We start from the raw sequence: 23,110 nt of genomic DNA on the forward strand, positions 1-23,110 counted from the left end.
TTAAGTTAAAATTGTGTAAATATATGTGTCAAGACATCTGTAAACACAGGAGGCGCACATCATGGAAGTATATGATGTTCTAATTATTGGAAGTGGAGTTGCAGCCTTACAATTGGCTACTTCACTTAGCCATGAGAAAAGCGTAAAAATAATCACAAAATCACAAATAAAGAACACAAATTCTTATATGGCACAGGGCGGAATTGCTGCTGCAATGGGAAGCCAAGATGATCCATCAAAGCATATTGCTGATACGCTTGAGGCAGGAAGGTTTCATAATAACGAAAAAATTGTTCGTGAGATATTGAATGAAGCGCCGACTCTCATTGATGAGTTTTCTAAACAAGCCCATATTTTTGATAAGGCGCAAGATGGTTCATTGCTTCTAGGATTAGAAGGAGCTCATAGTGAAAAGAGAATCGTCCATAGCGGTGGTGATGCAACAGGTAAAAATGTAATAGAGCATTTAATGAGCAGACTAACAGCAAATGTTGAGGTAGAGGAAAATATTTTTGCTTATCAGTTGATCATTGATTCAAGGTCAAAAAAATGCGTTGGTGTAAAAGCAAAAGATCCAGATGGAACAATCCGCTTTTTTTATGGAGATGCTGTAGTGCTTGCCACTGGTGGTTGTGGTCAACTTTATCCTTTTGCTTCAGGTGCTCCAACTGTTACTGGTGATGGGATTGTGATGGCTTATTTAGCAGGCGCTGAAATTGCTGATATGGAGTTTATTCAATTTCATCCAACTTTATTGTATAAAGATGGGGAGACAAAAGGACTAATCTCAGAGGCGGTTCGAGGAGAAGGGGCTATTATCATCACAGAAGACGGGACTCCAATCATGCAGGGAGTACATCCATTGAAAGACCTTGCGCCAAGACATATCGTTTCCCAAACTATTTTTAACGCCATTGAAAAAGGCCGTGATGTATTTTTGGATATAAGATCTATCCAAAATTTCCAGCAGCGATTTCCCTCCATCACGGCTATTTGTGAAGCAAATCATATCCAGATAGCGGATGGGAAAATTCCAGTCGTCCCAGGTTGTCATTTTTTGATGGGTGGTATCAAAACAGATGTAATAGGATGCACATCCATCAATGGATTGTTTGCAATTGGAGAGGCTGCATGTACAGGTCTCCATGGTGCGAATCGTTTAGCTAGTAATTCAATTTTAGAGGGGCTTTATCAAGGAAAAAAGTTAGCAAGATGGATCAATGCCAGCTTGGATCAACATCCAAATCCTGAGTTTGCAGAAGACATTCCTGCTATTCAAGAAAAAGAAACATTGTTGCCAGATGTTCAAATCTTAAAAGAAATGATGATGAAAAAAGTAGGAATTGTTCGTACAAAAGAACTTTTAGAAGAACAAAAAAATTGGTTGAAACGGTTAAAGCTAAATGATTTTTCAGAGCTTGATGCCTACTCAGTTCCAGATATTACAGCTATTTTTATGTATATTACCGCCTATCTTATAACTGATTCGGCATTGAAGCGGACAGAAAGCCGTGGAGGACATTTTAGAAGTGATTTCCCATACGAAGATGACGACAATTGGTGTAAGAAAACGATTATACAGAAATGTGATGGGGGAAAGGATGTCTATCATGAACAAATTGAAACTACGCTCGTTGATTGAGCAATTTTTGATCGAAGATATTGGTGAGCAAGATGTCACAACGGATATGATTTTTCCAGACAGTACAACAGGAAAAATTGTTTTTCTAGCAAAAGAAAAAGGAATTTTTTGTGGAGAAGAGATCATGCATACAGGCTTTCGAATTTTAAATGCTCAAATTAGCATCGAACTCTTTGTTAAAGATGGGGAGCCGATTGATGTTGGCCAGAAATTAGCCATTATTTCTGGAGATATTTCTTCACTTTTAAAAGGGGAAAGAGTCATTCTGAATCTTGTTCAACGAATGAGTGGCATTGCTACTTTAACACAAAAAGCTGTAAAAACACTTAATAGTTCCCATACGAGAATTTGCGATACTAGAAAAACAACGCCTGGACTTCGAATGATCGAAAAGTATGCAGTTCGTTGTGGAGGAGGGTATAATCATCGCTTTGGATTATATGATGGCGTCATGATTAAGGATAATCATATTTCATTTGCGGGTTCTATTCAGCGTGCGGTGACATTAGTGCGTGAAAATATTGGGCATATGGTCAAAATCGAGGTCGAAACAGAATCAGAGGAACAAGTTTTAGAGGCGGTTGAAGCAGGGGCAGATATTATTATGTTCGACAATCGTACACCACAAGAAATCAAAAAAATGATTCAATTAGTCCCTAATCATATCATTACAGAAGCTTCAGGCGGCATTCAATTAAGTAATCTAGCAAGCTATCGAGATACGGGTGTTCACTATATTTCGCTTGGATTTCTAACGCATTCCTATAAAGCGCTCGATATCAGTGTCAAGGTAGAACTTCAAAATGATGAGCGCAAATTGGTTGTTGCATCTATATAGTCGAAGAGGGGGTATGCCTGCTTACGTTATTGATCTCGAATAGGCAGTGGAATCTCCGCATCCAGCTACAAGAAAAAATTTTTTATGACCGATTGTTCATAAGCTGTATACGAAAAAGTTTTTTACAAAAATGAGATCAACTACAGGGTGTTTAAAAAGTACTGTTCTATAAAATTCATCGTAAAAAGCTCAAGTGAAATTTCGTTTTATAGTAATCACAGAAAGGAACGTTAAAATGCCAGTTATTGAAATGCAAAGTCGTTTAGTTGAGGAAATTCAAGAATGGAAAGAAAAGCGCAATGCGATCATTCTTGCTCACAATTATGAACTTCCAGAAGTTCAGGATATAGCAGATGTGCTAGGTGATTCTCTGAGTCTTGCACGTGCCACTGTTAATACTTCAGCGGATGTTATCGTGTTTTGTGGAGTACATTTTATGGCAGAAACTGCTGCCATATTGAATCCAGAGAAAACTGTGCTCTTACCGGATCTTGAAGCAGGATGCTCATTAGCCGATTCCATTACAGTGGACCAACTTCGCGCATGGAAAGCACGGCATCCTTCTGCTGTCGTCGTTGCTTATGTCAATACAACTGCAGAAGTGAAGGCAGAAAGCGATTATTGCTGTACATCTTCTAACGCAGTGGATATTGTTCGATCTATTCCCGAAGATAAAGAAATTCTATTCTTACCAGATATGTTTCTTGGCTCTTTTGTCAAAAATGAAACAGGGCGTGCCAATATGCACATATGGATGGGAGAATGCCATGTTCATGCGGGGATCGCTCCACATGATGTTGAAGATGTTTTGAAACAGCATCCTAAAGCTGAACTGCTAGTACATCCAGAATGTGGCTGTTCGACGTCTAGTATGTATTTAAAGTCAGAGGGAGTACTGCCAAAGGATAAAACACACATTCTCTCAACAGGAAATATGCTTAAGCATTCAAAAAATTCAATGACGGATGAATTTATCGTAGCAACTGAAGTAGGGATTATTCATCAAATGGAAAAACAAAATCCGGAAAAACGATTTGTTCCGGCTAATCCAAAAGCTGTGTGCCCATATATGAAAATGATTACACTCGAAAAAGTGTTAGATGCATTGAAAGAAAATAAACATATTATTACAGTTCCATCCGAGACGGCTAAACAAGCTAGTCTTGCTATTGAACGTATGATTTCAATTGGTTAAATTTGTCATAATGGAATTTTGAAAAATGATAAGCACTGTCAAAAAAGATCTTAGCCTCTTTCTTAGCCTAAAATGTCGTGGTATATTCAGGTTTATAAAAGAGGTATAGATCTTTTTTGGGCTTTATCTCGCTTTAATAACGTGCAGTAATACTCCATCTCAAAATTTACAGAGAAATGAGAAAGGATAAGATGGGGGACAACTGCCCCATGCGTCTGATTGGTTCGGGTGAATAGGATGGTGGTTCCTCAGATGTTGCCACAGGACGTGGGACGTGGCGCTTTTTACTGCCATTCCTCTAGTTCAGTGGGGATGAAGAAAACCTCCACTGATGGCAGTTTCACTTTATCTCATATGAGTAGAGAAAGAAATTTTTCGACTTAAGTTCTAAAATTTCTCTATTTTTCTTACAGTGTAAAGAGTATAAAGCGGGAGGGATTGCTTTGCTAGTAGATGGGGTGTTTTCCGGTGGAGGGATAAAGGGATTCGCTTTAGTAGGGGCACTTCAAGTTTTAGAAGATAAAGAAATTTATTTTGACCGTGTTGCTGGAACGAGTGCGGGTGCGATTATGGCATGTTTTATTGCCGCTGGGTATACAGCGGATGAAATTGAAAAAGCGCTAGATGAATTAGATGTGGCTACATTTCTAGATGAACCTAGAACATTGGTCTCATTGCCTTTTATGAAATGGATCAATCTTTACTTCCGCATGGGTCTTTATCAAGGAAAAGCGTTGGAAAAATGGTTCTATGAAAAGCTTGCAGATAAGGATGTATATACATTTGATGATTTGCCAGCAGGCGCACTAAAGTTGATTGCATCCGATTTAACAAACGGTAAAATGATCGTCTTACCAGATGACTTAGAAAATTATGGTATAAATCCAGAGAAATTTTTAATATCCCGCGCTTTGAGGATGAGTTGCGGTGTTCCGTTTTTCTTTCAACCAGTCAAATTGAAAGTTTCTGGTGGGGAATCTATTGTTGTCGATGGCGGTGTGCTAAGCAATTTTCCAATTTGGCTGTTTGAAGATGAAGATAATCGTAAGGAACATCCGATACTCGGTTTAAAATTAAGTAGCCCAAAAGATCATATAGATCCACATAAAATAAAAAACGGCCTCAATCTATTTGAGGCACTCTTTAGCACTATGAAGAATGCTCATGATGAGCGATATATTTCTAGGACGCATGAAAAGAGTATTATCTTTATCCCTGTTGAAAATTATAGCGCAACCCAATTTGACTTAGATGATGAAACGAAAGAGAATTTAATTGAAATAGGGAGAAATCGTACACTCCAATTTTTAGAAAGTTGGAAGTATAGCCCATTTTAATGGAGAAGCATTGAGGATTATGTATAATATACGAAAAGTAACAAGGGTGCCATTCGTATCTATCTGAATGATTCTTTTTTTGGCTTTTCAATGGTATGTTTCCGTTTGGACGGGTGAGGCTTCAGCTTTGTGATCTGCACAATGTCGATCATGATCTTGAAGCAGCTTGCATCTGCTGTTTCACTTTCGATGCAGAAGGAATATGGATGTTTATCCTGAAAAGTGCCCGTCTATAGCGGAACAGACCGTTTCGAATGTGAAAAAACTCTTGAAACTCATTCGAAGTCGGTCCTATTGCTTAAATGAGTTTTTTGCCCATGATCACTAAATCTCTTTTGATACCGTCCAATTCAGCCACTCCTGGTAAATAAGCCCATTGTTCGAAATGAAGACTGGAAAAAAGGTGCATGCTTGCATTATTATGTGCAAAGATGAATCCCAATAAATTTTGGATATGAAGAAGAGGACAAGCATTTATAGCATGCTGCAATACCATTTTCCCAATACCCTTTCCTCTAGATTTTTCATGAAGATAAATGCTTAACTCCGCTGTTGCATCATAAGCAGGTCTTCCATAAAAAGATTGAAAGCTAACCCATCCGCAAATTTCTCCTTGATATTCTACAACCCATAAAGGCCTTTTGGAAGAATTATGTGCATGAAACCATGGAATACGTTCTTCAATGGTTACAGGTTCCGTATCGGCGGTTACCTTTCTACTTGCAATGGTTGAGTTATAAATGGCAACGATTGTAGGTAAGTCCTCAATGTCTGCATCTCTAAATGTTATTTCTTCTATCATAAAAATTTCTCCTAACTAAAATAAGTTGTTCGCTAAGTCTTTATCCCGCTTTAACGGGCAGTAAGACCCCCATCTCAAGATTTGGAGAGAAACGAGAAGATAGATGGGGGATGAGTTGCCGCATGCGTCCGATTGGTTTGGGCGGGCAGGATGTTGGTCCCTCAGATTTTGCCACAGGACGTGGCGCTTTTCACTTAAGTTCCTCTAGTTCAATAGGGGATGAAGAAAACCCCCCACTGATGGCAGTTTCACTTTATCCCGCTTTAACAGGCAGTAAGCTTCCCACTGATGGCAGTTTCACTTTATAAACATAGCAGGTAAATCTAATATTAAAAATTTTAACACTTTCTTTTTAATATATAAATTTAATTTTGTATAATAGTATTAATTTGAAATAATAATCAAAATAATATACTTCATACAAAATTTAATTTTGTTTGGACGATATTTCGAAGCGAGATTTTGAAGAATTGAAAGGGAGAGTTTTGATGGAGTCCATTGTCAGTAAAATAGTAGATGATTTAGATTTACAAGTATTGGATATTTTACAAAGAGATGCACAAATTAGTAATGTAGAAATTGCTAAACGTGTGAATTTATCCCCTCCTGCTATTCATGCAAGGATCAAAAGGTTAGAGAATGAAGGATATATTAATCGGCAGGTCGCTATTTTGAATCAAGAAAAATTAGGATTTGAATTATTATGTTTTATCTTTATCAGCACGAATGTTCATCAAGCAAAACAGTTGGAAGTTTTAGAGAATGAATTGGCTGCTATGCCAGAGATTTTAGAGTGCCATTGCTTAACAGGAGAATATGATTATTTGTTAAAGGTTGCGAATAAGGGACGTAAGGAATTAGAGAATTTTATTAGAAAATTAAACAAATTAGGTATTACGCGTATTCAAACAAGCTTAGCTTTACGAGAAGTTAAACAGTCTACCATTCTGCCTATTTTAGAGGAAAAGGATAAAAAATCATTGTAATTAGATAATAAGGATATGTGTTGCCCACTACAAAGAGCCAAGGAAAATGACCTCCTTGGCTTTCAATTTCTGCTGATAACTATTTGTCCGCGTTAACCACGCACAAACCACCAATAAAAGCAGAGGAGAAGTGAGGGACGACTGCCAATAAAAGCCCACTCCGTTTAACTAACATTTTGTATTATGAAGAGAATTCCCACTGGCTGAGTATCACTTTATCCCGCTTTAACGGGCAGTAAGACCCCCTACCTCTAGGTTTAGAGAGAAGCGAGAAAGATGGGTGGCGGAACAACTGCCGCATGCGTCCGATTGGTTTGGGCGGGCAGGATGTTGGTCCCTCAGGTGTTGCCACAAGACGTGGTGTCTTTAACCTGAGTTCCTTTAGTTCAGTGGAGGATGAAGAAAACCCCCACTGATGGAAGCTTCACTTTATCTTCTTCTTTTACCGATTTCTTTTGAAAGAGATGGCCTTATTTTCTCTTTTTCAAAAGCGACTAGAACATGAAATTTATTTTCTGCTGTTGTAAGGATATCAACAACAGTTCCCTTGCGTCCTTTTATTTTTATAGGATCATTGATTGCAGGTAATGTTTCACGGTATTGACTCAATACAATTGTCTTGTTTTCATAAAAATGAACAATATACATTTGCCATTATCTCCTTATTCATAAAATTTCATTTGTTCATTTTATGAATAGAGGAGAAATATAGAACAATTCCTTAACGGCTATAAGGAAAGGGGGAATGGATTACTTCGTTTTCTACTTTGACACGATATTATCCATTACGTCATTGATGTTGACATGATTTTTTATCACACCTTTTTTAAATAACCAATTTTCGGTTTTTCCCCAGCTTTTTTTTTCTTGATAGCCGAATGGTAAACCATCGTCCTCCATACGTGGTAATAAAATCTCTAAACTTTTTGTTTCTACGTCTTTATCCAATGGAAAGCTATCATTTTCATGATCAAGTAGGATTTGTAAGCTTTCTTTTGGATTTTTTTTCACTTCTTCTTGTCCCTTGGCAACTGCCTTCCAAAATCTCTTAATAGCATCTTTTTTTTGATGGAATGTTTTTTGACCGGTGACGAGTACTAGCTCGTAATTATCGGGCACATCATAATCGCTATTTTGTATGCTTTTCATATCATAGCCTTCTTTGTTCAGTAGAACAAATTCATGATTGATGTATCCTCCAATTATGGCATCTACACGATTTGTTGCAACAGAAGGTATCAAATCCCATCCTACATCTGTCATTTTTACCTTGCTAAAATCACCGCCATCCGCTTCTACCATCGTTTTAATGACAGCCTCACTCAATTCACTTGATGAGTATCCAACATTCTTTCCCTCTAGATCTTTTGGTGAATGGATACCAGATGATTTTTTCATCATTAGTTCATCGAGTGAATGCCTTACAAATGCAGCTACTGAAATAATTGGGATTCCTTCAGATTTGGATAAAATGGTTTGATTTTGATAGCTAATGGCTAAATCTACTTTTCCAGTAGCAGCAAGCTTCAATGGGTCATTTGTATCGGCGGGCATTTCAATTTTGACATTTAATCCCTCCTCTTTGAAATAGCCCTTTTCTTGAGCTACATAGAAAGCTGAGTGCACAGCATTAGGATACCAATCAAGCATAATACTGATATGATCTAGTTTCTTCCCATTCTCTTCCTTTGGTTGCGCCTTTCCATTACAGCCGGCAGCCACTATGATGAATATCAATAGGATCACTATATTTAACCATTTTTTCATTTCTCGACAACTCCTATTTGTTAGTTAGAATGATTCCATTTCACGCGTGTTGATTTGACAAAAATTAGGCCGTCTGTGGCGTAATTTTTGAGAAAACCTGTATTTTTCGGACCATTTATATAGATCTTCGCTGCGTCTTGCTCGTTCCTTTTGTGTAGCACATATTCGAAAAAAAACAATCCAATATCCTGCGGAAAGAGCGAATAAAGTCTTTGAGAGAGCAAATAAATCTTTTGAAAGAGCGAATAAAATCCCTGAGAGAGCAAATAAATTATCTCAAAGGGCGAATAAATACTTTATGGATAAAATTGGATAATCAATGTGCCTGATTCCATTTATTGATTATTCTTTTTTCTATCCATGAAGCTAGTGCAAATAATAGAATTCCCACGATGGTTAGAATGGTAATGGCTGCAAAAACACCTTCTGCATTTAAATTGCCAGACATTCTTCGACTATAGTAGCCTAATCCCTCACTTGCTCCCAGCCATTCACCGATGGTTGCTCCAACGAGTGCAAAAACGATTGACATCTTAAAACCTGAAAAGAAGGAGGGAAGAGCCATTGGAATATGTAATTTTTGAAATATTTGAAACCTGTTTGCACCCATTGAGCGCAACAACTCAATATATTCCTGATCGCATGATTTCAATCCATCATAAGTTCCTACTACAATCGGGAAAAAGCAGATCAAGATCGTCACAGCGACCTTGCTCCAAATGGTATATCCAAACCACAGGACGAAGATAGGGGATAGTGCAATAATTGGGACCATTTGTGAGATGACAACTGCTGGATAAACCATTTTTTCGATTGTTTTTGAAAAAAACATACAAATAGCTAGAAGGACGCCACTTATAACAGCAAGCGAAAACCCAATGATAAATTCGAGCATTGTAGCACTTAAATGCTCGATCAACAAGGGACGCCAGTTATAAATAATCATCTGTATAACACCAGTTGGCGCGGGAATGATAAAACTTGGTATAATCTCTGCACGTACAAGCCATTCAACGATTGCTAGTACGATGATAGAAAATAACAAAAATAAACGATAGGTTTGAAAAAATTTTTTAAGTGGTTTCATTGGCAATCTTCTTCTCCAACTTTTGACGTAATGTCACAGCTTCTTCAGAAAGAAGCATTTCCGGTTTACGTGGACGTGACAAGGGTACTGAAATTTCTTCTATACGGTGATCTGGATGTAATAACAAAATCCGATCACTCAAAAAAATGGCTTCTTCTAAATCATGAGTGATGAAGACAATTGTTTTGTTTAAATCTTGCCACATGGACAATAACCATGATTGCATTTCTTTTTTCGTTAATGCATCCAGCGCTCCAAACGGTTCATCGAGTAATAGCACATTTTTCCCTGTCAATAAAGTACGTAAAAAAGCAGCACGTTGTCGCATTCCCCCAGATAGTTGTTTTGGTAGAACATGCTCATATCCACTAAGTCCTACACGTTGTAACCAGACGCCCGCTTCTTCTTTTGTGATATGTACATCTTGTTGAATTTCAGAAGCAATCATGATATTGTCAAGGATCGTGCGCCAGGGGAGTAGCAAATCTTTTTGTGGCATATATCCGACATCCCCTAGTGAAATGTCTTTTTGGTCGATTTGAATATCGCCTTCATCTGGTTGAAGGAGACCAGTCATTAATCGTAAAATGGTACTTTTCCCTGTGCCACTTCTACCAATAATAGAAATAAATTCGCCATTTTTAATTTCCATATTCAAGTGAGAAATAACTAGATTTTTTTGCCTTTTCTCATTGGTGTAGCTATAAGATACATTTTTTAGAACGACAGTCATTTTTTCTCCTTTCTAACTGCAAATTAAAAACTGCTTCCTTTTGAAGAAAGCAGTTTCATAAAACATAAAATTCCATGTCTTGGAAACTACTTTCCTACGCTAGTATGAACTAGATCAGGTTCAAAGGGTACAATCTCAGCCAAAGGGCGCCCCTAGTAGATTCAAACTTATTTAATTGTTGATCTTGTTTCAGCAATGTTTTATGCAACCAAAATGTAGTGGCAGGAGCATATGTTTTATGCGACGAAAACGCAACTGCAAGTACAGAAGAAACCCACCTCAATAGGTGACGAGATGAATTTGCTTGAAAAGCCAATAAAAAAACCACTCAAAGGAAGAGTGGGCTGAACAACATACATAATTGTCCTAACTCACTTCCCTACGCTAGCGTAAACTAGATCAGGTTCAAAGGGTTTAGAACGACTGTTCAGTCTCAGTCCTCAAATAGGGACACCCCTAGTGCTAATTCGTTTTCATATATAGCTTATCATGAAGATAAATTTATGCAAGACTTTTCTTTCGGCTGTTCCACATAGAAAGAAAAAACTTTTTTATAAACAGAGTTAGAGCAATCGCTTATGAGTCATTTTTTATCTGGATTCTATATTACGAAATTTATACAAATCCTTTTTCTTTTGATTTGTATAAAATGTAAGATGCAAAGCAAACTAATAGCGTAATTCAACTAAAAAGGAGGAAATAGCATGCCTGATAAAATGACTCCAAGATCTCACGGTAGCTACGGACATGATGAAGAATTAGGAGAAGAATTTTCAGTTCCAGAAGAAAATAAAGCGAAATCTCCAAAAAAGAGCTCTAAAACGAAATTTGAGAAGATGAAAGAAAAGGCGATTGAAATAGCTCGACAAAATCTTGAATAAAGGCGTATAGGCGGCGAAAATCGTGTTTAACTATGCGGTTTTGCCGCTTTTTTCTTTAAATATCAGTAAGTCTATCAATTGTTTTACAAAATGCTTTGTTACTGGTAAGATGAAAAGAAATTTTGAAAATTACAAAGAGGTAATGGAATATGTGTTTAGTCAATTTTCATTTTCAAAATCATCCAAAATATAAATTAATAGTTGTTGCCAATCGTGATGAGTTTTATGAACGGCCTACAAAGCCAGCACATTATTGGGAAGATGAACCCAATATACTAGCTGGACGTGATTTACTACAAATGGGGACTTGGTTAGGTATATCTAAAAAAGGCAGATTTGCAGCAATAACAAATTATCGTGATCCCAGTTTACCAGAAACAGGTCGTTATTCGCGTGGCGAGATCATTCGTCATTTTTTGACAAATGGTACGGAACCGGACATTTTTATGGAAGAACTCATAAAAGAAAGAAAAAATTACGGTGGTTACAATATTATACTTGGTGATCCTAATGGTTTGTACCACTACAATAATGTACTGGATGAGTCCAAAGATATAAATGCAGGCACACATAGTTTAAGCAATCATTCCCTCAATACACCGTGGCCAAAAGTTGTAAAGGGTAGAACAAGATTAAATGAATATATTCAAACAAATCAAGAAGAAGTGAGTATCGATATGCTTTTTAACCTTGTAACCGATCGTTCAACAGCAGATGATGGAGAATTACCCCACACAGGTGTTGGGGTGGAAATGGAAAGATTGTTATCACCTATGTTTATAAAAATTCCGAATTACGGTACTAGGTCATCTACTGTTTTATTAGTAGATAAAGAGAATCGTGTGACTTTTGTAGAAAGAACTTTCAAGGAAGGCGATTTTCAATTTGAAAAAAAATATGAGTTTAAAATCGAATAATGGATGATTCATCATGTAAAAAATGATCACAAAAATTTAAAAAATTTACTTTTTAGTCAATGAGAGAGGCTATTCATTTCTCATTGATTTTTTTGTGGATTTATTGATGGATCAACGATATTCAATCTATCTTCCTCATTCATTGATAGAAAATTTCTATCAATGAATTAATTTTTTCTATCAATTATTTATTTATAAAGGCATTGAACAATACGGGACAATATGATATTATTCAAAACAAATCTTATAAATCTAATAGGATATATAGGATTAGGGTGGTTTAATCATGTTAGAGGAGGGTTTTATTTGAGTAAAGTTAAACAAAGCAAAATGAAAACAAATGGTTGTAGAATTTGTGGAAATGACATCTTCATTAGAAGTTGTATGTCCTAGAAGCCAGTATTGATTAAAGGACTGTAATCATTGTTCTAAATAGAGGATTGGAAAACTATTTATTTATCGATTAATGAATCTGATCTTAATACTTGTTATCTAAAAACATAGTAAATTTATAAGAATAATAAAAATAAAAGTCCTAGTCTATTCTATTCTAATTTTTATCTAACATGGAAGTGATGCTTATTTGAATTTCAACGAGAAAAGAGGAGATGTAAATGAAGAAAAATTGGATAGCAATGATCCTGACATTGATCGTTTTAACTATAATATCTGCTTGTACTAATTCCGCTACAAATTCTACTAAAAAGGATGCAAATAATGGTTCAAAAGAAAAAATCACAACCTTAAAAGTAGGGGCATCCTCAGTACCTCATGCAGAGGTTTTGGAGTATTTAGCAGATGATCTTAAAAAAGATGGCGTCAAGTTAGATATTAAAACAGGCTTGGATGGTATCCAAATGAACCAAATGACAGCAGATGGTGAATTAGATTTTAATTATTTTCAACACACACCCTATTTAGAAGAAATCAACAAACAAGCTGGGTTGAATTTGGTAAGTGTTGCTGGAATTCATATCGAACCTTTTGGTGTGTACTCTAAGAAAATTAAAAATATTAAAGATTTGCCGCAGGGTGCGAAAGTAGCAGTACCAAAAGATGTTGTTAATTTTTCTCGTTCCTTATTATTATTCGCCCAAAATGGAATTATTGAATTAGATTCTAAAAAAGAAGGCGACTACACGACCGAAGATATTACAAAAAATGATAAAAAAATTAAATTTATTGGTGTTGATGGCGCATTATTAAATCGTTCTCTTGAAGATGTTGATGCTGCAGCTATTAATACAAACTATGCATTAGAAGGCGGCTTAGATCCTGTTAAAGATGCACTTATTATTGAAGATGCCAAGTCCCCATATGTGAATATCATTGCTGCATTACCTGAGCGAAAAGATGACCCTGCCATTCAAACCGTTGTGAAATGGCTCACAAGTGAAAAGGCTAGAAAGTTTTTTGAAACAAAATATAGTGGGGCTGTCGTACCTGCATTTTAGAAACTTGTGATAAAGTGAAGCTTCCAGCAGTGGGGTTTTCTTCATCTCCCACTGAAATTAGAGGAACTTAAGTGAAAAACGCCACGTCCTGTGGCAACACCTGAGTGACAAACATCCTGCCCGCCCAAACTAATCGGACGCATGCGACAGTTCATCCCCATCTATCTGTCTCGTTTCTCTTTAAATCTTGAGATGGGGATCTTATCTTACTGCCCGTTAGAGCGGGATAAAGAAAGTAGGTTGAAAGAATGATTGAGTTTATCGAAACAACAAAAGATTATCACATCCATAATCAAGTAATTCGTGCATTGGATCATGTCAATTTAAAAATAAATAAAGGCGATATTTTTGGCGTAATTGGTTTCAGTGGTGCAGGAAAAAGTACATTGATTCGTACGGTTAATTTACTAGAAGTACCAACTGAAGGAAAAGTGTTAGTAGACGGTAAAGACTTAACACAATTATCCAAAAAAGAATTGCGGAAAGAAAAGAAAAAAATCGGGATGATTTTCCAGCATTTTAATCTACTTCAATCGAAAACAGTTTTTGATAATGTAGCTATGCCGCTATCGCTAGCCGGTGTAAAGAAAGAAGAGATTAAGTCACGAGTCAATGAAGTTTTAGAATTTGTTGGTCTTGAAGAAAAAACAAATGTTTATATCAATCAATTATCTGGTGGACAAAAACAACGTGTTGGCATTGCACGGGCATTAATTACAAATCCTAAAATTTTGCTTTGTGACGAAGCAACATCTGCTTTAGACCCACAAACGACAAAGTCCATTTTAAATTTATTGAAACGAGTTAATATCGAATATGGTATTACCATTCTCATCATTACTCATGAAATGGGAGTCATACATGAAATCTGTAATCGTGTAGCTGTTATGGAGAAAGGTCGCATTGTCGAAACAGGCAGTGTATTGGATATTTTCTCTGATCCCAAAACTCAAACGACTAAAAACTTTGTTCAATCTGTTGTACGAGATGAAATTCCTGACTCTATATTTGAACAACTTAAACAAGCAAATCCAAACGAACGAATTTTCAAGTTGAAATTTATAGGCGTAGATGTTGGACAGCCAGTTGTTTCGGAGGTAGCGAAAAAATTCAATGTTGACATCAGTGTTTTATTTGGAAATATTACAGAACTTCAACAAGTACCGTTTGGAAATTTGATCATCGAAATGATTGGTGATTCAGCAGAGACAGATAAAGCTGTTCAATATATAAAGAACAGAAATGTACAAATAGAGGAGGTTATTGCAGATGGAAGTGAGTTCAGAGATCCTTCTAAACGCGATCTGGGAAACCTTATATATGGTTAGCATTGGATTGTTCTTTGGAGCAATTCTAGGATTTATTTTAGGGATTATTCTGGTTGTGACAAGAAAAGGACATATTCTAGAAAATAAATGGGTTTTTGGTATTGTCAATCCAATTGTGAATATATTCCGTTCCATTCCTTTTATCATTTTACTTGTAGCCATCATACCATTCACTCGTTTGCTCGTGGGTACGGCAATCGGTACTACGGCTGCTATCGTTCCATTGGTTTTACACATAGGTCCATATATTTCGAGATTAGTTGAAAATTCTTTACTTGAAGTGGATGGAGGGATCGTCGAAGCCGCAAAGGCAATGGGGGCTACTCCTTTTCAAGTGATTCGAAAGTTTTTAATTCCTGAAGCCTTTCCTTCACTTATTTTAAGTGTAACAACTGCAACGATTGGATTGATCGGCGCAACAGCAATGGCTGGTGCAGTTGGTGGCGGAGGCCTTGGAGATGTGGCGATCACATACGGATACCAACGATTCGATGATATGACTATTTTAGTAACCGTCATATTACTGGTCGTATTTGTCCAACTCATTCAAATGATTGGCAATAAATTAGAGAGACATTTTAGACATATATCTTAGAAAAGAGGAACTAACATGAAAAAATGGAGTTTATATTTTGTTGTTGCTGTACTATCGATCTTATTGGTTGCTTGCGGGAGCAACGATAAAAAAGCAAATAGTGGTGATAACAAGACAGTTAAGGTAGGAATACGTAGCTCAGAGATCAAAACTTGGGAATATATCAAAAAACAAGCTGCAAAAGAAGATATTAACCTTAAACTAGTTGTATTATCTGCACAAGTGGATCCCGATCAATCATTAGCGGACGGGGATATCGATATCAACGCTTTTCAACATATTGCCTATTTAGATTTATTTAATCAAAGTAACAAAACAAATATTGTACCAATTGGAACAACTATCATTGCTCCGCTCGGTATGTATTCCAATAAATATCATTCGTTGGATGAAGTAAAAGAGGGAGCTACGATCGCTGTACCAAACGATCCATCAAACTGGGGACGTGCTTTGCTTCTATTACAAGAAAATAATCTTCTAACAGTTTCAGACGATTTTGATGGAAATGGTGGGAAAGACCGTATTAAAGATAATCCGAAAAAATTAAAAATCGTGCCAGCTGATGCTGCAACATTACCACGTGTATTAGAAGATACTGATTTCGCCATTATTAATAATGGAGTCGCAGTAGAAGCAGGCCTATTTTTAAAGGATGCCATCATTCATGAAAATGAAACAGCAAAACCATTTATCAATATCATCGCTGCTGATAAAAAAGATGCAGACAATAAAGTCTATCAAAAAATCGTTGAAATTTACCAAAGTAAAGAAACATCTGATTTTATCAAGAAAACGTATAATGGCAACTATATTCCTGTCAATTTAACATTAGATGAATTATCTACTTGGAAAGATGCTTATTCACAAAAAAAATAATAGGATCAAATTTTAAGTGAAGGGAACGATGGAACGATGTCAGAAAAACGTCAAATTAAATTGTCGTTATATTTGATCGGTGCTGGGATGCATGTTGCTGCATGGAGACATCCACAAGGACAAGCAGATGCTAGCATTGACATTAAAGCACTTCAAAAAGCCGCACAAATCGCGGAAAAAGGAAAGTTTGATATTGCATTTGTCGCTGACAGTTTAGCCATTAATCATGAATCGCATCCTCATATTTTAAATCGCTTTGACCCAATTGTTCAGATTACGGCTTTAGCTAGCGCAACAGAAAAAATCGGTCTTGGTGCGACAGCTTCTACTACGTATAGTGAGCCTTATGTATTGGCTCGTCAATTATTGTCAGTAGATCATATCAGTAATGGTCGCGTTGCATGGAATTTAGTAACGACATCTGATGCAACAGGTCAAACGGCACTGAATTTTAGTCGTGAAAAACATGTTGAACATGATAAGCGTTATGAACGTGCAGAGGAATTTGCAGATGTAATACGCGCTTTATGGGATTCATGGGAAGATGACGCTTTTGTATACGATAAAGAAAACGGTGTTTTTTATGACCGTGAAAAAGTACATGAAGCGAACTATAAAGGTCAACATTTTTCAGTAAAAGGACCATTAAATATTGCCCGTTCCCCACAAGGTTATCCTGTGATTGTGGTTGCGGGCGCTTCAAAACCAGGACAAAAGCTTTCAACTCGCGTAGCGGATGCCGTATTCGTTCATTGGGATGATATAAAGACAGCAAAAGAACATTATAAAACATTAAAAAGCCAATTAGCACAACATGGTCGTTCCGAAGATGAGCTAGTTGTATTCCATGGTATTTCACCAGTTGTTGCCGATACGGAGGCAGAAGCTATTCAGCGACATAAGGAATTGCAAGATCTTCTAGATCCATATGAAGCCTTGAAATTCGTTTCCGGTTATATGGGGAATGTCGATTTTTCTAAGTATTCGCTTGATACGCCTGCGATTGAAGTGGATTATCCAGAAGTAAATAGCATTCAAAGTAATTTCAATGAATTGATCGATATTGTTAAACGTGAAAATTTAAAAGTGGGCGATTTATATGCACGTCTATTTAATGTTGGGAAAAGAGATGCTTTCGTCGGATCTCCACAACAGGTAGCAGATGAAATGGAACGTTGGTTCAACGAAAAAGCATGTGATGGATTTATGCTACAATTCCCACTTCTACCACGTGATTTAGAAGCATTTGTCGAAAAAGTAGTGCCAATTCTACAAGAGAGAGGTATTTTCCGTAAAGATTATGAAGGCAATACTTTACGTGAACATTTAGGCGTAGTAAAACCAGTTAATCAGTATACAAGAACTAAGGTGACACCATGACAACAGATATTTTTATCCGCAATGATCGAGAGCAGAGATTAGTAGATTATGCAAAAGATTTAGCAACAAAAATTGAAAAAACAGCTGCTCAATATGATGAGGCTGGTGAATTTCCTTTCGAACATTTTAAAATACTGCAAGATGCTGGCTATTTTAAATTAACAGTTCCAAAGAAATATGGTGGAGATGAAATTTCTCTTTATGAAATGTTGCTTGTCCAAGAACAACTTGCGAAAGGTGATGCTTCTACCGCATTATCAGTTGGTTGGAATTTACTGACATTTTTAAATGTGAGAGAGTCTAAATCTTGGCCAGAGTCTGTGTTTGCAGAGTTAAGTCGTAAGGCTGTCGAAGAAGGCTCCTTATTAAATATCATTAATAGCGAACGTGGCAAAGGTAATATTTCTAGAGGTGCTGTTCCTGGAACAATTGCTCGGAAAGTTCCTGGAGGTTACCTTATTAAAGGAGAAAAAGCTTATGCCTCTTTAGCACCGATTTTACAGCAATTTATGATTATTGCTTATTTAGAAGATGAGGGGATTACGGGTGAATTTCTTATTACAAAAAACGAGCAAGTAGAAATCATTAACACTTGGGATGCATTAGGAATGCGTGCTACGGGGAGTCATGACATTCTATTAAAGGATGTTTTTGTACCCGATGAGGCACTCCTCTATCGTCAACGTCCAAATGAAACCAATCGTTTTTTAGCACATGGTCGTGTGTATTCTTTAGAAATTCCTGCAGTTTATTTGGGGATTGCTGGCGCTGCAAGAGACTATGCATTTGAATTTGCTAAAAAAACTTACTCTCACAGTCTTGGCGATACGATTAACCACGCTGCACATGTGCAACAAAAGGCAGGAGAGATCGAATTGCTTTATCACTCTTCCCGCCGCATTTTGTATAGTATCGCTGCGCAAGTAGAGCATGAGCCTGAAAAGAAGGATCAATTGGCAAACGAAGTCAGTATAGCAAAATCTTTGATTTGTAATAATACAGTAGAAATTGTTTCAAAAGCCATGAAAATTGTTGGTGGTAGAAGTTTATCAAAATCAAACAAACTAGAACGCTTATTTAGAGATGCGCAATGTGGCGCATACAATCCACCGTTAGATGATGTCGTCATTTCACAATTAGCGAAAAGTGTGTTATTCGAGCAAAAACAAAATGCTTTTGATTTGTAAAGATAGTTTTACTTATTATTCTATGAAAAAAATAATGCTTTTTACACGAGGAGAAAAAATTGAAAAAGAATTGGGTTATTTTATTTAGTATTTTAATGATACTTTCGATTTTAAGCGGCTGTGGCAATTCATCCAAAAATGCTGACGCGCCTACGAATGATAAAAAAGATGATAAACAGTTGAAAATCGGTTTTAATCCAGGTCCTTATATCGATCAATTTAAATTAGGAATCGAACCGATCTTAAAAGAAAAAGGCTATAAAATCAAGTACGTGAATTTTACAGATGGGATACAGCCGAATCTAGCTGTTGCAGAAGGAACCATTGACGCAAATGTCTTTCAACATACATTATATATGGAATCAATCAATGATAAGGAAAATATTGATTTGACAGGTGCCGTTCAGGTCCCTACACCACCAATGGGTTTATATTCATCTAAGCATAAAAAGTTAGAAGCTAAAAAAGGAACAACTGTATCTATGCCAAGTGATCCTGTCAATATGACACGGGCAATGCGTATTTTAGAGGATATTGGTTGGATCACTTTAAAAAAAGATGTAGATCCTATTAAAATTTCTCAGGAAGATATTGCAGAAAATAAATATAATATTAAAATCATTCCAATGGAAGCAGCTCAAGGTCCACGCGCTCTTCAAGATGTAGACTATGTAGCTGTTCAAGGGAATTTTGCCGTATCTAGTGGCTTAAAATTAACTTCAGCACTACAACTTGAAAAAATGGAGTCACCTTATATCAATGTAGTGGCAGTGAAAAAAGAGAATGTAAAGAAACAATATGTAAAGGACATTATCGATGCTTATCATTCGAAAGAATTTAAAGATGTCATCTCATCCACAAAAGAATTTGAAGGATATACATTACCAGATTATTTTAAATAATGTTAAGAGTGATTGAAGAATAATGGTGCACAAAGAGTGTTGTAACAGCATTCTTTGTGTACTTTTTACGTACGTAGCGGGGGCTTCAATCCGATGAAGTAGGGAGGATAACTGAAGAGGAACTTTTTCGAGCAGGTCAAAAAATCTGGACCAGTTACATTTGTCTATTAAAATTCATATTAGTTGTAAAAAAACACACTTTTCGGAAAGAGAGAAAGGAAACATGTTTTGAATCCTAAAAGCAAATGCTTTCATAGATCATTATTCTTTCCTAACTTCAACAACCAAGAAAATCCACATAATAGCGAAATTGATCCTGCAAATAAACCGACAGATGATATCCCCAACTTTTCAAACAAAAAACCAAAAACAATATAAGATAATTGCATAAACCCCGAGTAAGTGGAATCATGAATGGAAAATACACGTGCTCTTATTGTGGGTCTCGTATGTTTCTGTAAAATAAATGAGTCCAAGGGTATAATAATCCCAGAACTTATTCGCATGAATAAAATCATCATAATCCCTGTAAAAATTGAAGAGAATTGTGTAAGTAAAGTAAAGAATATAGCCTGTGTTACATAAGCAACACCATATGCAAGATTTACGCGTTTCCTATTTGTTCCTATAAACTTTTTAACGATTATGGCACCAAGTATAATTCCCAATCCATCAATTGAATAAAGCAATCCTATTCCTAACCCGCCCATTTGGTAAATGGATTTACCTAATAATGGGACAACAATATAATAAGCTCCTCCGGCAAATCCCCAGCTGATTCCGATTAATATGATTGAACGAACATAGTCATTTCTTTTTACTTCATGAAATCCAACTTTTAGTGCATCAGCATATGTTTCTTTTTTTTCATAGGTGATTCTTTCTTCTTCCCACTTTGCAAGATAGATAAAAAAAGCTGAAATCATATAGGAAAAAGAGTTGATTAAAAAACATACGATTGGGCTAACGATTGAAGATACAACGCCGCCGAATAGCGCACCTACTACACTGATAATCCCTGACATACTCGAATTCAATGCATAGGCGTTTGGTAAATCTTTATGAGCTACTAGTAGTGGAATAGAGGCTTGTTGCGCTGGATTGAACATCATTCCAGATAGCCCTAACAAAATCGCACCGATAAATAGCAAGGACACACTATTGGTTATGTAAGCAAAAGCAAAAAATAAGGCAAAAACAGCACGAAATAGATCACATGTATACATAATTATCCTTTTTGAATACTTATCCACTAAAGGACTTAATAAAGGACTAAGCAAAACTCCTGGAAGAGATCTACACAAAAGAACGAATCCCATCGATAAAGCCGAATTGGTCATAGACAATGTTATAAGACTTAGAGCTACTTGATTGAACCAATCTCCTAATTTGCTTGTACTCTCTGCAAGCCAAATCATTCGGTAATTTTTATTTTTAGCTAGTAAGCCATTCTGCACCTAAACTCCTCGCTATCTTTATCTATATTCATTTTGTAATCTTAATTGTTGTTCCAAAAGCAGCTAGAGATAAAAAAACTTCTGGTTATATTATATCTGCAAAAGGATTTAATCTATGGATTAATCATACATCATACAAATGATTTGTCTTTAGACCAATGAATGAGAAATAGTAAGAACTATGTATCTTTAATTTTTAATGTTTGTACTTACATGTAAAGGCGTTCTATCAAAAATAGTATGTTAGAATGGTCCCTAACATACTATTTTTCTTTTAGAATGGGCAAATCCTATTTATAGTTTTTATAAAAAATGGTTTATTTTAAGTGTTTTCAAAAAAGAGATGATTCATAATTTGTCATTATTTCAGGCATTTGATTAGCCGATTTTGTTTACAAAATATCCTAATCAATATACATGTCATTATTTATCTACTTGATCATTTGATTGTTTGTTGATATTTTCAATCGCATTTTCTCTCCATTCAGCGGCAAATTCTGCTCGAAAATTATCGGGGATGTCCTGCGTATTGGTATCTTTTGGATTGCGAAATTTGCTATTGTGATTCTTTTTATTTTTAGCCTTATAACCATTTTGTTTTGGCATCAATTTTCACCTCCCGAAGTTAATGTGTTCAAATAATAGGATTTTATCCACTGCAACATGATGTATAAAATGGACAAAGTACATCAAACTAATCAGGTAATCTACAAGATGTAGGAGGAAACTGAATGTCACATCGACAAACACCAAAACCTGATGATCGATCTAATAATGTGGAACGTTTGCAACAAATGGTTGAAAATACAAGAGAAAATATTGAAGAAGCGGAAATAAGTAAAGAATTTGCAGATCCCGAACAAGCTCAACAGATCAAAGAAAAAAATAAACGTCGTAAACAATCTATTGATGCATTGATTGAAGAAGTGAAAGACGAAACAGCGGCACGAAAAAAGGGATATCGATAAAAATACAAAAAGCTGTGATGCCATTATACTTGCGATCACAGCCTTTGGTGCTGTATAAAGAAATGATTTACACACAAACTAATATTACAAATTGAAAATAATGAGAGGGGAGTACAAATGACGAAGCAACATCGCCCAGATTCAAATGATCGATCTACTAGTGGTTTAAGAATACAAAGTATGATTGAAAATACGAAAAACAATATACGTGAAGCAGAGATGGCTATGGAATATGCTGGTGAAGAAGAACTTGAACACCTTCAAGAGAAAAATCAACGACGCCAACATGAAATAGATATAAAGGAAAAAGAAAAGGCTGATAAAGCAGCACAAAAGGCTAGGGAAGATAGTTTCAAATAACAACAATAATTATTAAGATATAGCTTTGTGAGAAAACAAGTATTAGGTTGTCCGTGAGAACGGCGAGGAGCTGAGAAAATCCACCTGGAGCACAGTTTTAAATGATGATTTTTTGATTGAGGCTGGGACAGAACTAAATGAGTTCTTTAAAAGCCGAATAGTTGAATTTTATAGAATTATAATAAAAAGATCCGAACTAATGTGAAATCCTAATTAGAATTTCGATACATAGTTCGGATTTTTCATTAGCTGAAATACTTTTGCCCTAGCGTCTCGCTTAATTTTGTCTCAAAATAGTAAAAAGTGATAAATTTGTTCGTTATTCGCTCTTTCTTGGTGTTTATTTGCTCTTTACAAAGGTTTATTTGTTATCTTGGGGGATTTATTCGCTCTTTTGACCTTTTTATTTGCTCTTTTG

General features: G+C 36.1%; 24 protein-coding genes and 2 riboswitches. Of the genes, 17 read left to right on the forward strand and 7 right to left on the reverse strand.

The genetic code is table 11. The features are described from left to right. Positions 1–61: 61 nt before the first annotated feature. The 4 genes from nadB (at position 62) to FEZ13_RS03055 (ending at position 5,012) form a co-directional block, all read left to right on the forward strand. Positions 62–1,642: an L-aspartate oxidase gene (gene nadB, locus FEZ13_RS03040; RefSeq protein ID WP_146551412.1), complete on the forward strand. Its 1,581-nt coding sequence runs from the start codon at positions 62–64 to the stop codon at positions 1,640–1,642. Next, positions 1,611–2,480, forward strand: a complete 870-nt coding sequence (gene nadC / locus FEZ13_RS03045; protein WP_146551413.1) for a carboxylating nicotinate-nucleotide diphosphorylase — start codon at positions 1,611–1,613, stop codon at positions 2,478–2,480. Before nadB ends, nadC begins: the two co-directional genes overlap by 32 nt. A gap of 235 nt (positions 2,481–2,715) precedes the next feature. After that, positions 2,716–3,675, forward strand: coding sequence for a quinolinate synthase NadA (nadA, locus tag FEZ13_RS03050; protein ID WP_146551414.1), 960 nt, complete (start codon positions 2,716–2,718; stop codon positions 3,673–3,675). 443 nt (positions 3,676–4,118) lie between these two features. Further along, positions 4,119–5,012 carry a patatin-like phospholipase family protein gene (locus FEZ13_RS03055; RefSeq protein ID WP_146551415.1) on the forward strand — a complete coding sequence of 298 codons (894 nt, stop codon included), beginning with the start codon at positions 4,119–4,121 and terminating at the stop codon, positions 5,010–5,012. Between the two features lie 298 nt (positions 5,013–5,310). On the opposite strand, the gene FEZ13_RS03060 is transcribed toward FEZ13_RS03055, so the two are convergent. Further along, complete coding sequence (locus FEZ13_RS03060) at positions 5,311–5,814, reverse strand: GNAT family N-acetyltransferase (protein ID WP_146548460.1); 504 nt, start codon at positions 5,812–5,814, stop codon at positions 5,311–5,313. A gap of 122 nt (positions 5,815–5,936) precedes the next feature. On the opposite strand from FEZ13_RS03060, the gene FEZ13_RS03065 reads away from it, so the two are divergent. Beyond that, complete coding sequence (locus FEZ13_RS03065; RefSeq protein ID WP_146551416.1) at positions 5,937–6,122, forward strand: hypothetical protein; 186 nt, start codon at positions 5,937–5,939, stop codon at positions 6,120–6,122. Between the two features lie 180 nt (positions 6,123–6,302). Then, entirely contained in the window at positions 6,303–6,800 is a 498-nt protein-coding gene (locus tag FEZ13_RS03070; RefSeq protein WP_146551417.1) for an Lrp/AsnC family transcriptional regulator, read from the forward strand. 429 nt (positions 6,801–7,229) lie between these two features. On the opposite strand, the gene FEZ13_RS03075 is transcribed toward FEZ13_RS03070, so the two are convergent. From FEZ13_RS03075 to FEZ13_RS03090, 4 genes are all read right to left on the reverse strand, one after another. Beyond that, positions 7,230–7,448: a hypothetical protein gene (locus FEZ13_RS03075; RefSeq protein ID WP_146551418.1), complete on the reverse strand. Its 219-nt coding sequence runs from the start codon at positions 7,446–7,448 to the stop codon at positions 7,230–7,232. A 114-nt stretch (positions 7,449–7,562) separates the two neighbouring features. Then, the gene (locus FEZ13_RS03080; protein ID WP_146551419.1) at positions 7,563–8,567 is read right to left on the reverse strand and encodes an ABC transporter substrate-binding protein; all 1,005 of its coding nucleotides are present in this window, start codon (positions 8,565–8,567) and stop codon (positions 7,563–7,565) included. Positions 8,568–8,883: 316 nt separating this feature from the next. Beyond that, the gene (locus FEZ13_RS03085; protein ID WP_146551420.1) at positions 8,884–9,654 is read right to left on the reverse strand and encodes an ABC transporter permease; all 771 of its coding nucleotides are present in this window, start codon (positions 9,652–9,654) and stop codon (positions 8,884–8,886) included. Further along, positions 9,641–10,387, reverse strand: a complete 747-nt coding sequence (locus FEZ13_RS03090) for an ABC transporter ATP-binding protein (RefSeq protein ID WP_146551421.1) — start codon at positions 10,385–10,387, stop codon at positions 9,641–9,643. Before FEZ13_RS03090 ends, FEZ13_RS03085 begins: the two co-directional genes overlap by 14 nt. A gap of 74 nt (positions 10,388–10,461) precedes the next feature. Continuing rightward, positions 10,462–10,551: riboswitch (TPP riboswitch) on the reverse strand. Between the two features lie 195 nt (positions 10,552–10,746). Continuing rightward, positions 10,747–10,855, reverse strand: a riboswitch (TPP riboswitch). A 236-nt stretch (positions 10,856–11,091) separates the two neighbouring features. Between FEZ13_RS03090 and FEZ13_RS19305 the strand changes: the two genes are divergently transcribed. From FEZ13_RS19305 to FEZ13_RS03130, 9 genes are all read left to right on the forward strand, one after another. Next, a complete protein-coding gene (locus FEZ13_RS19305) occupies positions 11,092–11,268 on the forward strand; it encodes a hypothetical protein (RefSeq protein WP_186725742.1) in 177 nt (58 codons plus the stop codon). A gap of 149 nt (positions 11,269–11,417) precedes the next feature. Continuing rightward, positions 11,418–12,185, forward strand: coding sequence for an NRDE family protein (locus FEZ13_RS03095; RefSeq protein WP_146551422.1), 768 nt, complete (start codon positions 11,418–11,420; stop codon positions 12,183–12,185). Between the two features lie 614 nt (positions 12,186–12,799). Beyond that, complete coding sequence (locus tag FEZ13_RS03100) at positions 12,800–13,639, forward strand: MetQ/NlpA family ABC transporter substrate-binding protein (protein ID WP_146551423.1); 840 nt, start codon at positions 12,800–12,802, stop codon at positions 13,637–13,639. Between the two features lie 248 nt (positions 13,640–13,887). Next, a complete protein-coding gene (locus tag FEZ13_RS03105; protein WP_146551424.1) occupies positions 13,888–14,967 on the forward strand; it encodes a methionine ABC transporter ATP-binding protein in 1,080 nt (359 codons plus the stop codon). Further along, positions 14,909–15,562 (forward strand): methionine ABC transporter permease, encoded by a 654-nt coding sequence (locus tag FEZ13_RS03110; protein ID WP_146548469.1) that lies wholly within the window; start codon positions 14,909–14,911, stop codon positions 15,560–15,562. Before FEZ13_RS03105 ends, FEZ13_RS03110 begins: the two co-directional genes overlap by 59 nt. A 15-nt stretch (positions 15,563–15,577) precedes the next feature. Continuing rightward, the gene (locus FEZ13_RS03115) at positions 15,578–16,438 is read left to right on the forward strand and encodes a MetQ/NlpA family ABC transporter substrate-binding protein (RefSeq protein WP_146548470.1); all 861 of its coding nucleotides are present in this window, start codon (positions 15,578–15,580) and stop codon (positions 16,436–16,438) included. A 36-nt stretch (positions 16,439–16,474) separates the two neighbouring features. After that, a complete protein-coding gene (locus FEZ13_RS03120) occupies positions 16,475–17,818 on the forward strand; it encodes an LLM class flavin-dependent oxidoreductase (protein ID WP_146551425.1) in 1,344 nt (447 codons plus the stop codon). Next, positions 17,815–19,005, forward strand: a complete 1,191-nt coding sequence (locus tag FEZ13_RS03125) for an acyl-CoA dehydrogenase family protein (protein WP_146551426.1) — start codon at positions 17,815–17,817, stop codon at positions 19,003–19,005. Before FEZ13_RS03120 ends, FEZ13_RS03125 begins: the two co-directional genes overlap by 4 nt. 59 nt (positions 19,006–19,064) lie before the next feature. After that, positions 19,065–19,907 (forward strand): MetQ/NlpA family ABC transporter substrate-binding protein, encoded by an 843-nt coding sequence (locus FEZ13_RS03130; protein WP_146551427.1) that lies wholly within the window; start codon positions 19,065–19,067, stop codon positions 19,905–19,907. A 251-nt stretch (positions 19,908–20,158) separates the two neighbouring features. Here FEZ13_RS03130 and FEZ13_RS03135 read toward each other — a convergent pair whose 3' ends face one another. Next, positions 20,159–21,364: an MFS transporter gene (locus tag FEZ13_RS03135; protein WP_146551428.1), complete on the reverse strand. Its 1,206-nt coding sequence runs from the start codon at positions 21,362–21,364 to the stop codon at positions 20,159–20,161. A gap of 423 nt (positions 21,365–21,787) precedes the next feature. Next, positions 21,788–21,970, reverse strand: coding sequence for a hypothetical protein (locus tag FEZ13_RS03140; RefSeq protein WP_146548475.1), 183 nt, complete (start codon positions 21,968–21,970; stop codon positions 21,788–21,790). Between the two features lie 125 nt (positions 21,971–22,095). On the opposite strand from FEZ13_RS03140, the gene tlp reads away from it, so the two are divergent. Continuing rightward, a complete protein-coding gene (tlp, locus tag FEZ13_RS03145) occupies positions 22,096–22,332 on the forward strand; it encodes a small acid-soluble spore protein Tlp (RefSeq protein WP_146548476.1) in 237 nt (78 codons plus the stop codon). Positions 22,333–22,449: 117 nt separating this feature from the next. Then, positions 22,450–22,692: a small acid-soluble spore protein Tlp gene (locus FEZ13_RS03150; protein ID WP_146548477.1), complete on the forward strand. Its 243-nt coding sequence runs from the start codon at positions 22,450–22,452 to the stop codon at positions 22,690–22,692. The last annotated feature ends 418 nt before the right edge of the window (positions 22,693–23,110 follow it).

Origin of the sequence: Rummeliibacillus sp. SL167 (assembly GCF_007896505.1) — a bacterium.
Classification (GTDB): Bacteria; Bacillota; Bacilli; order Bacillales_A; family Planococcaceae; genus Rummeliibacillus; species Rummeliibacillus suwonensis.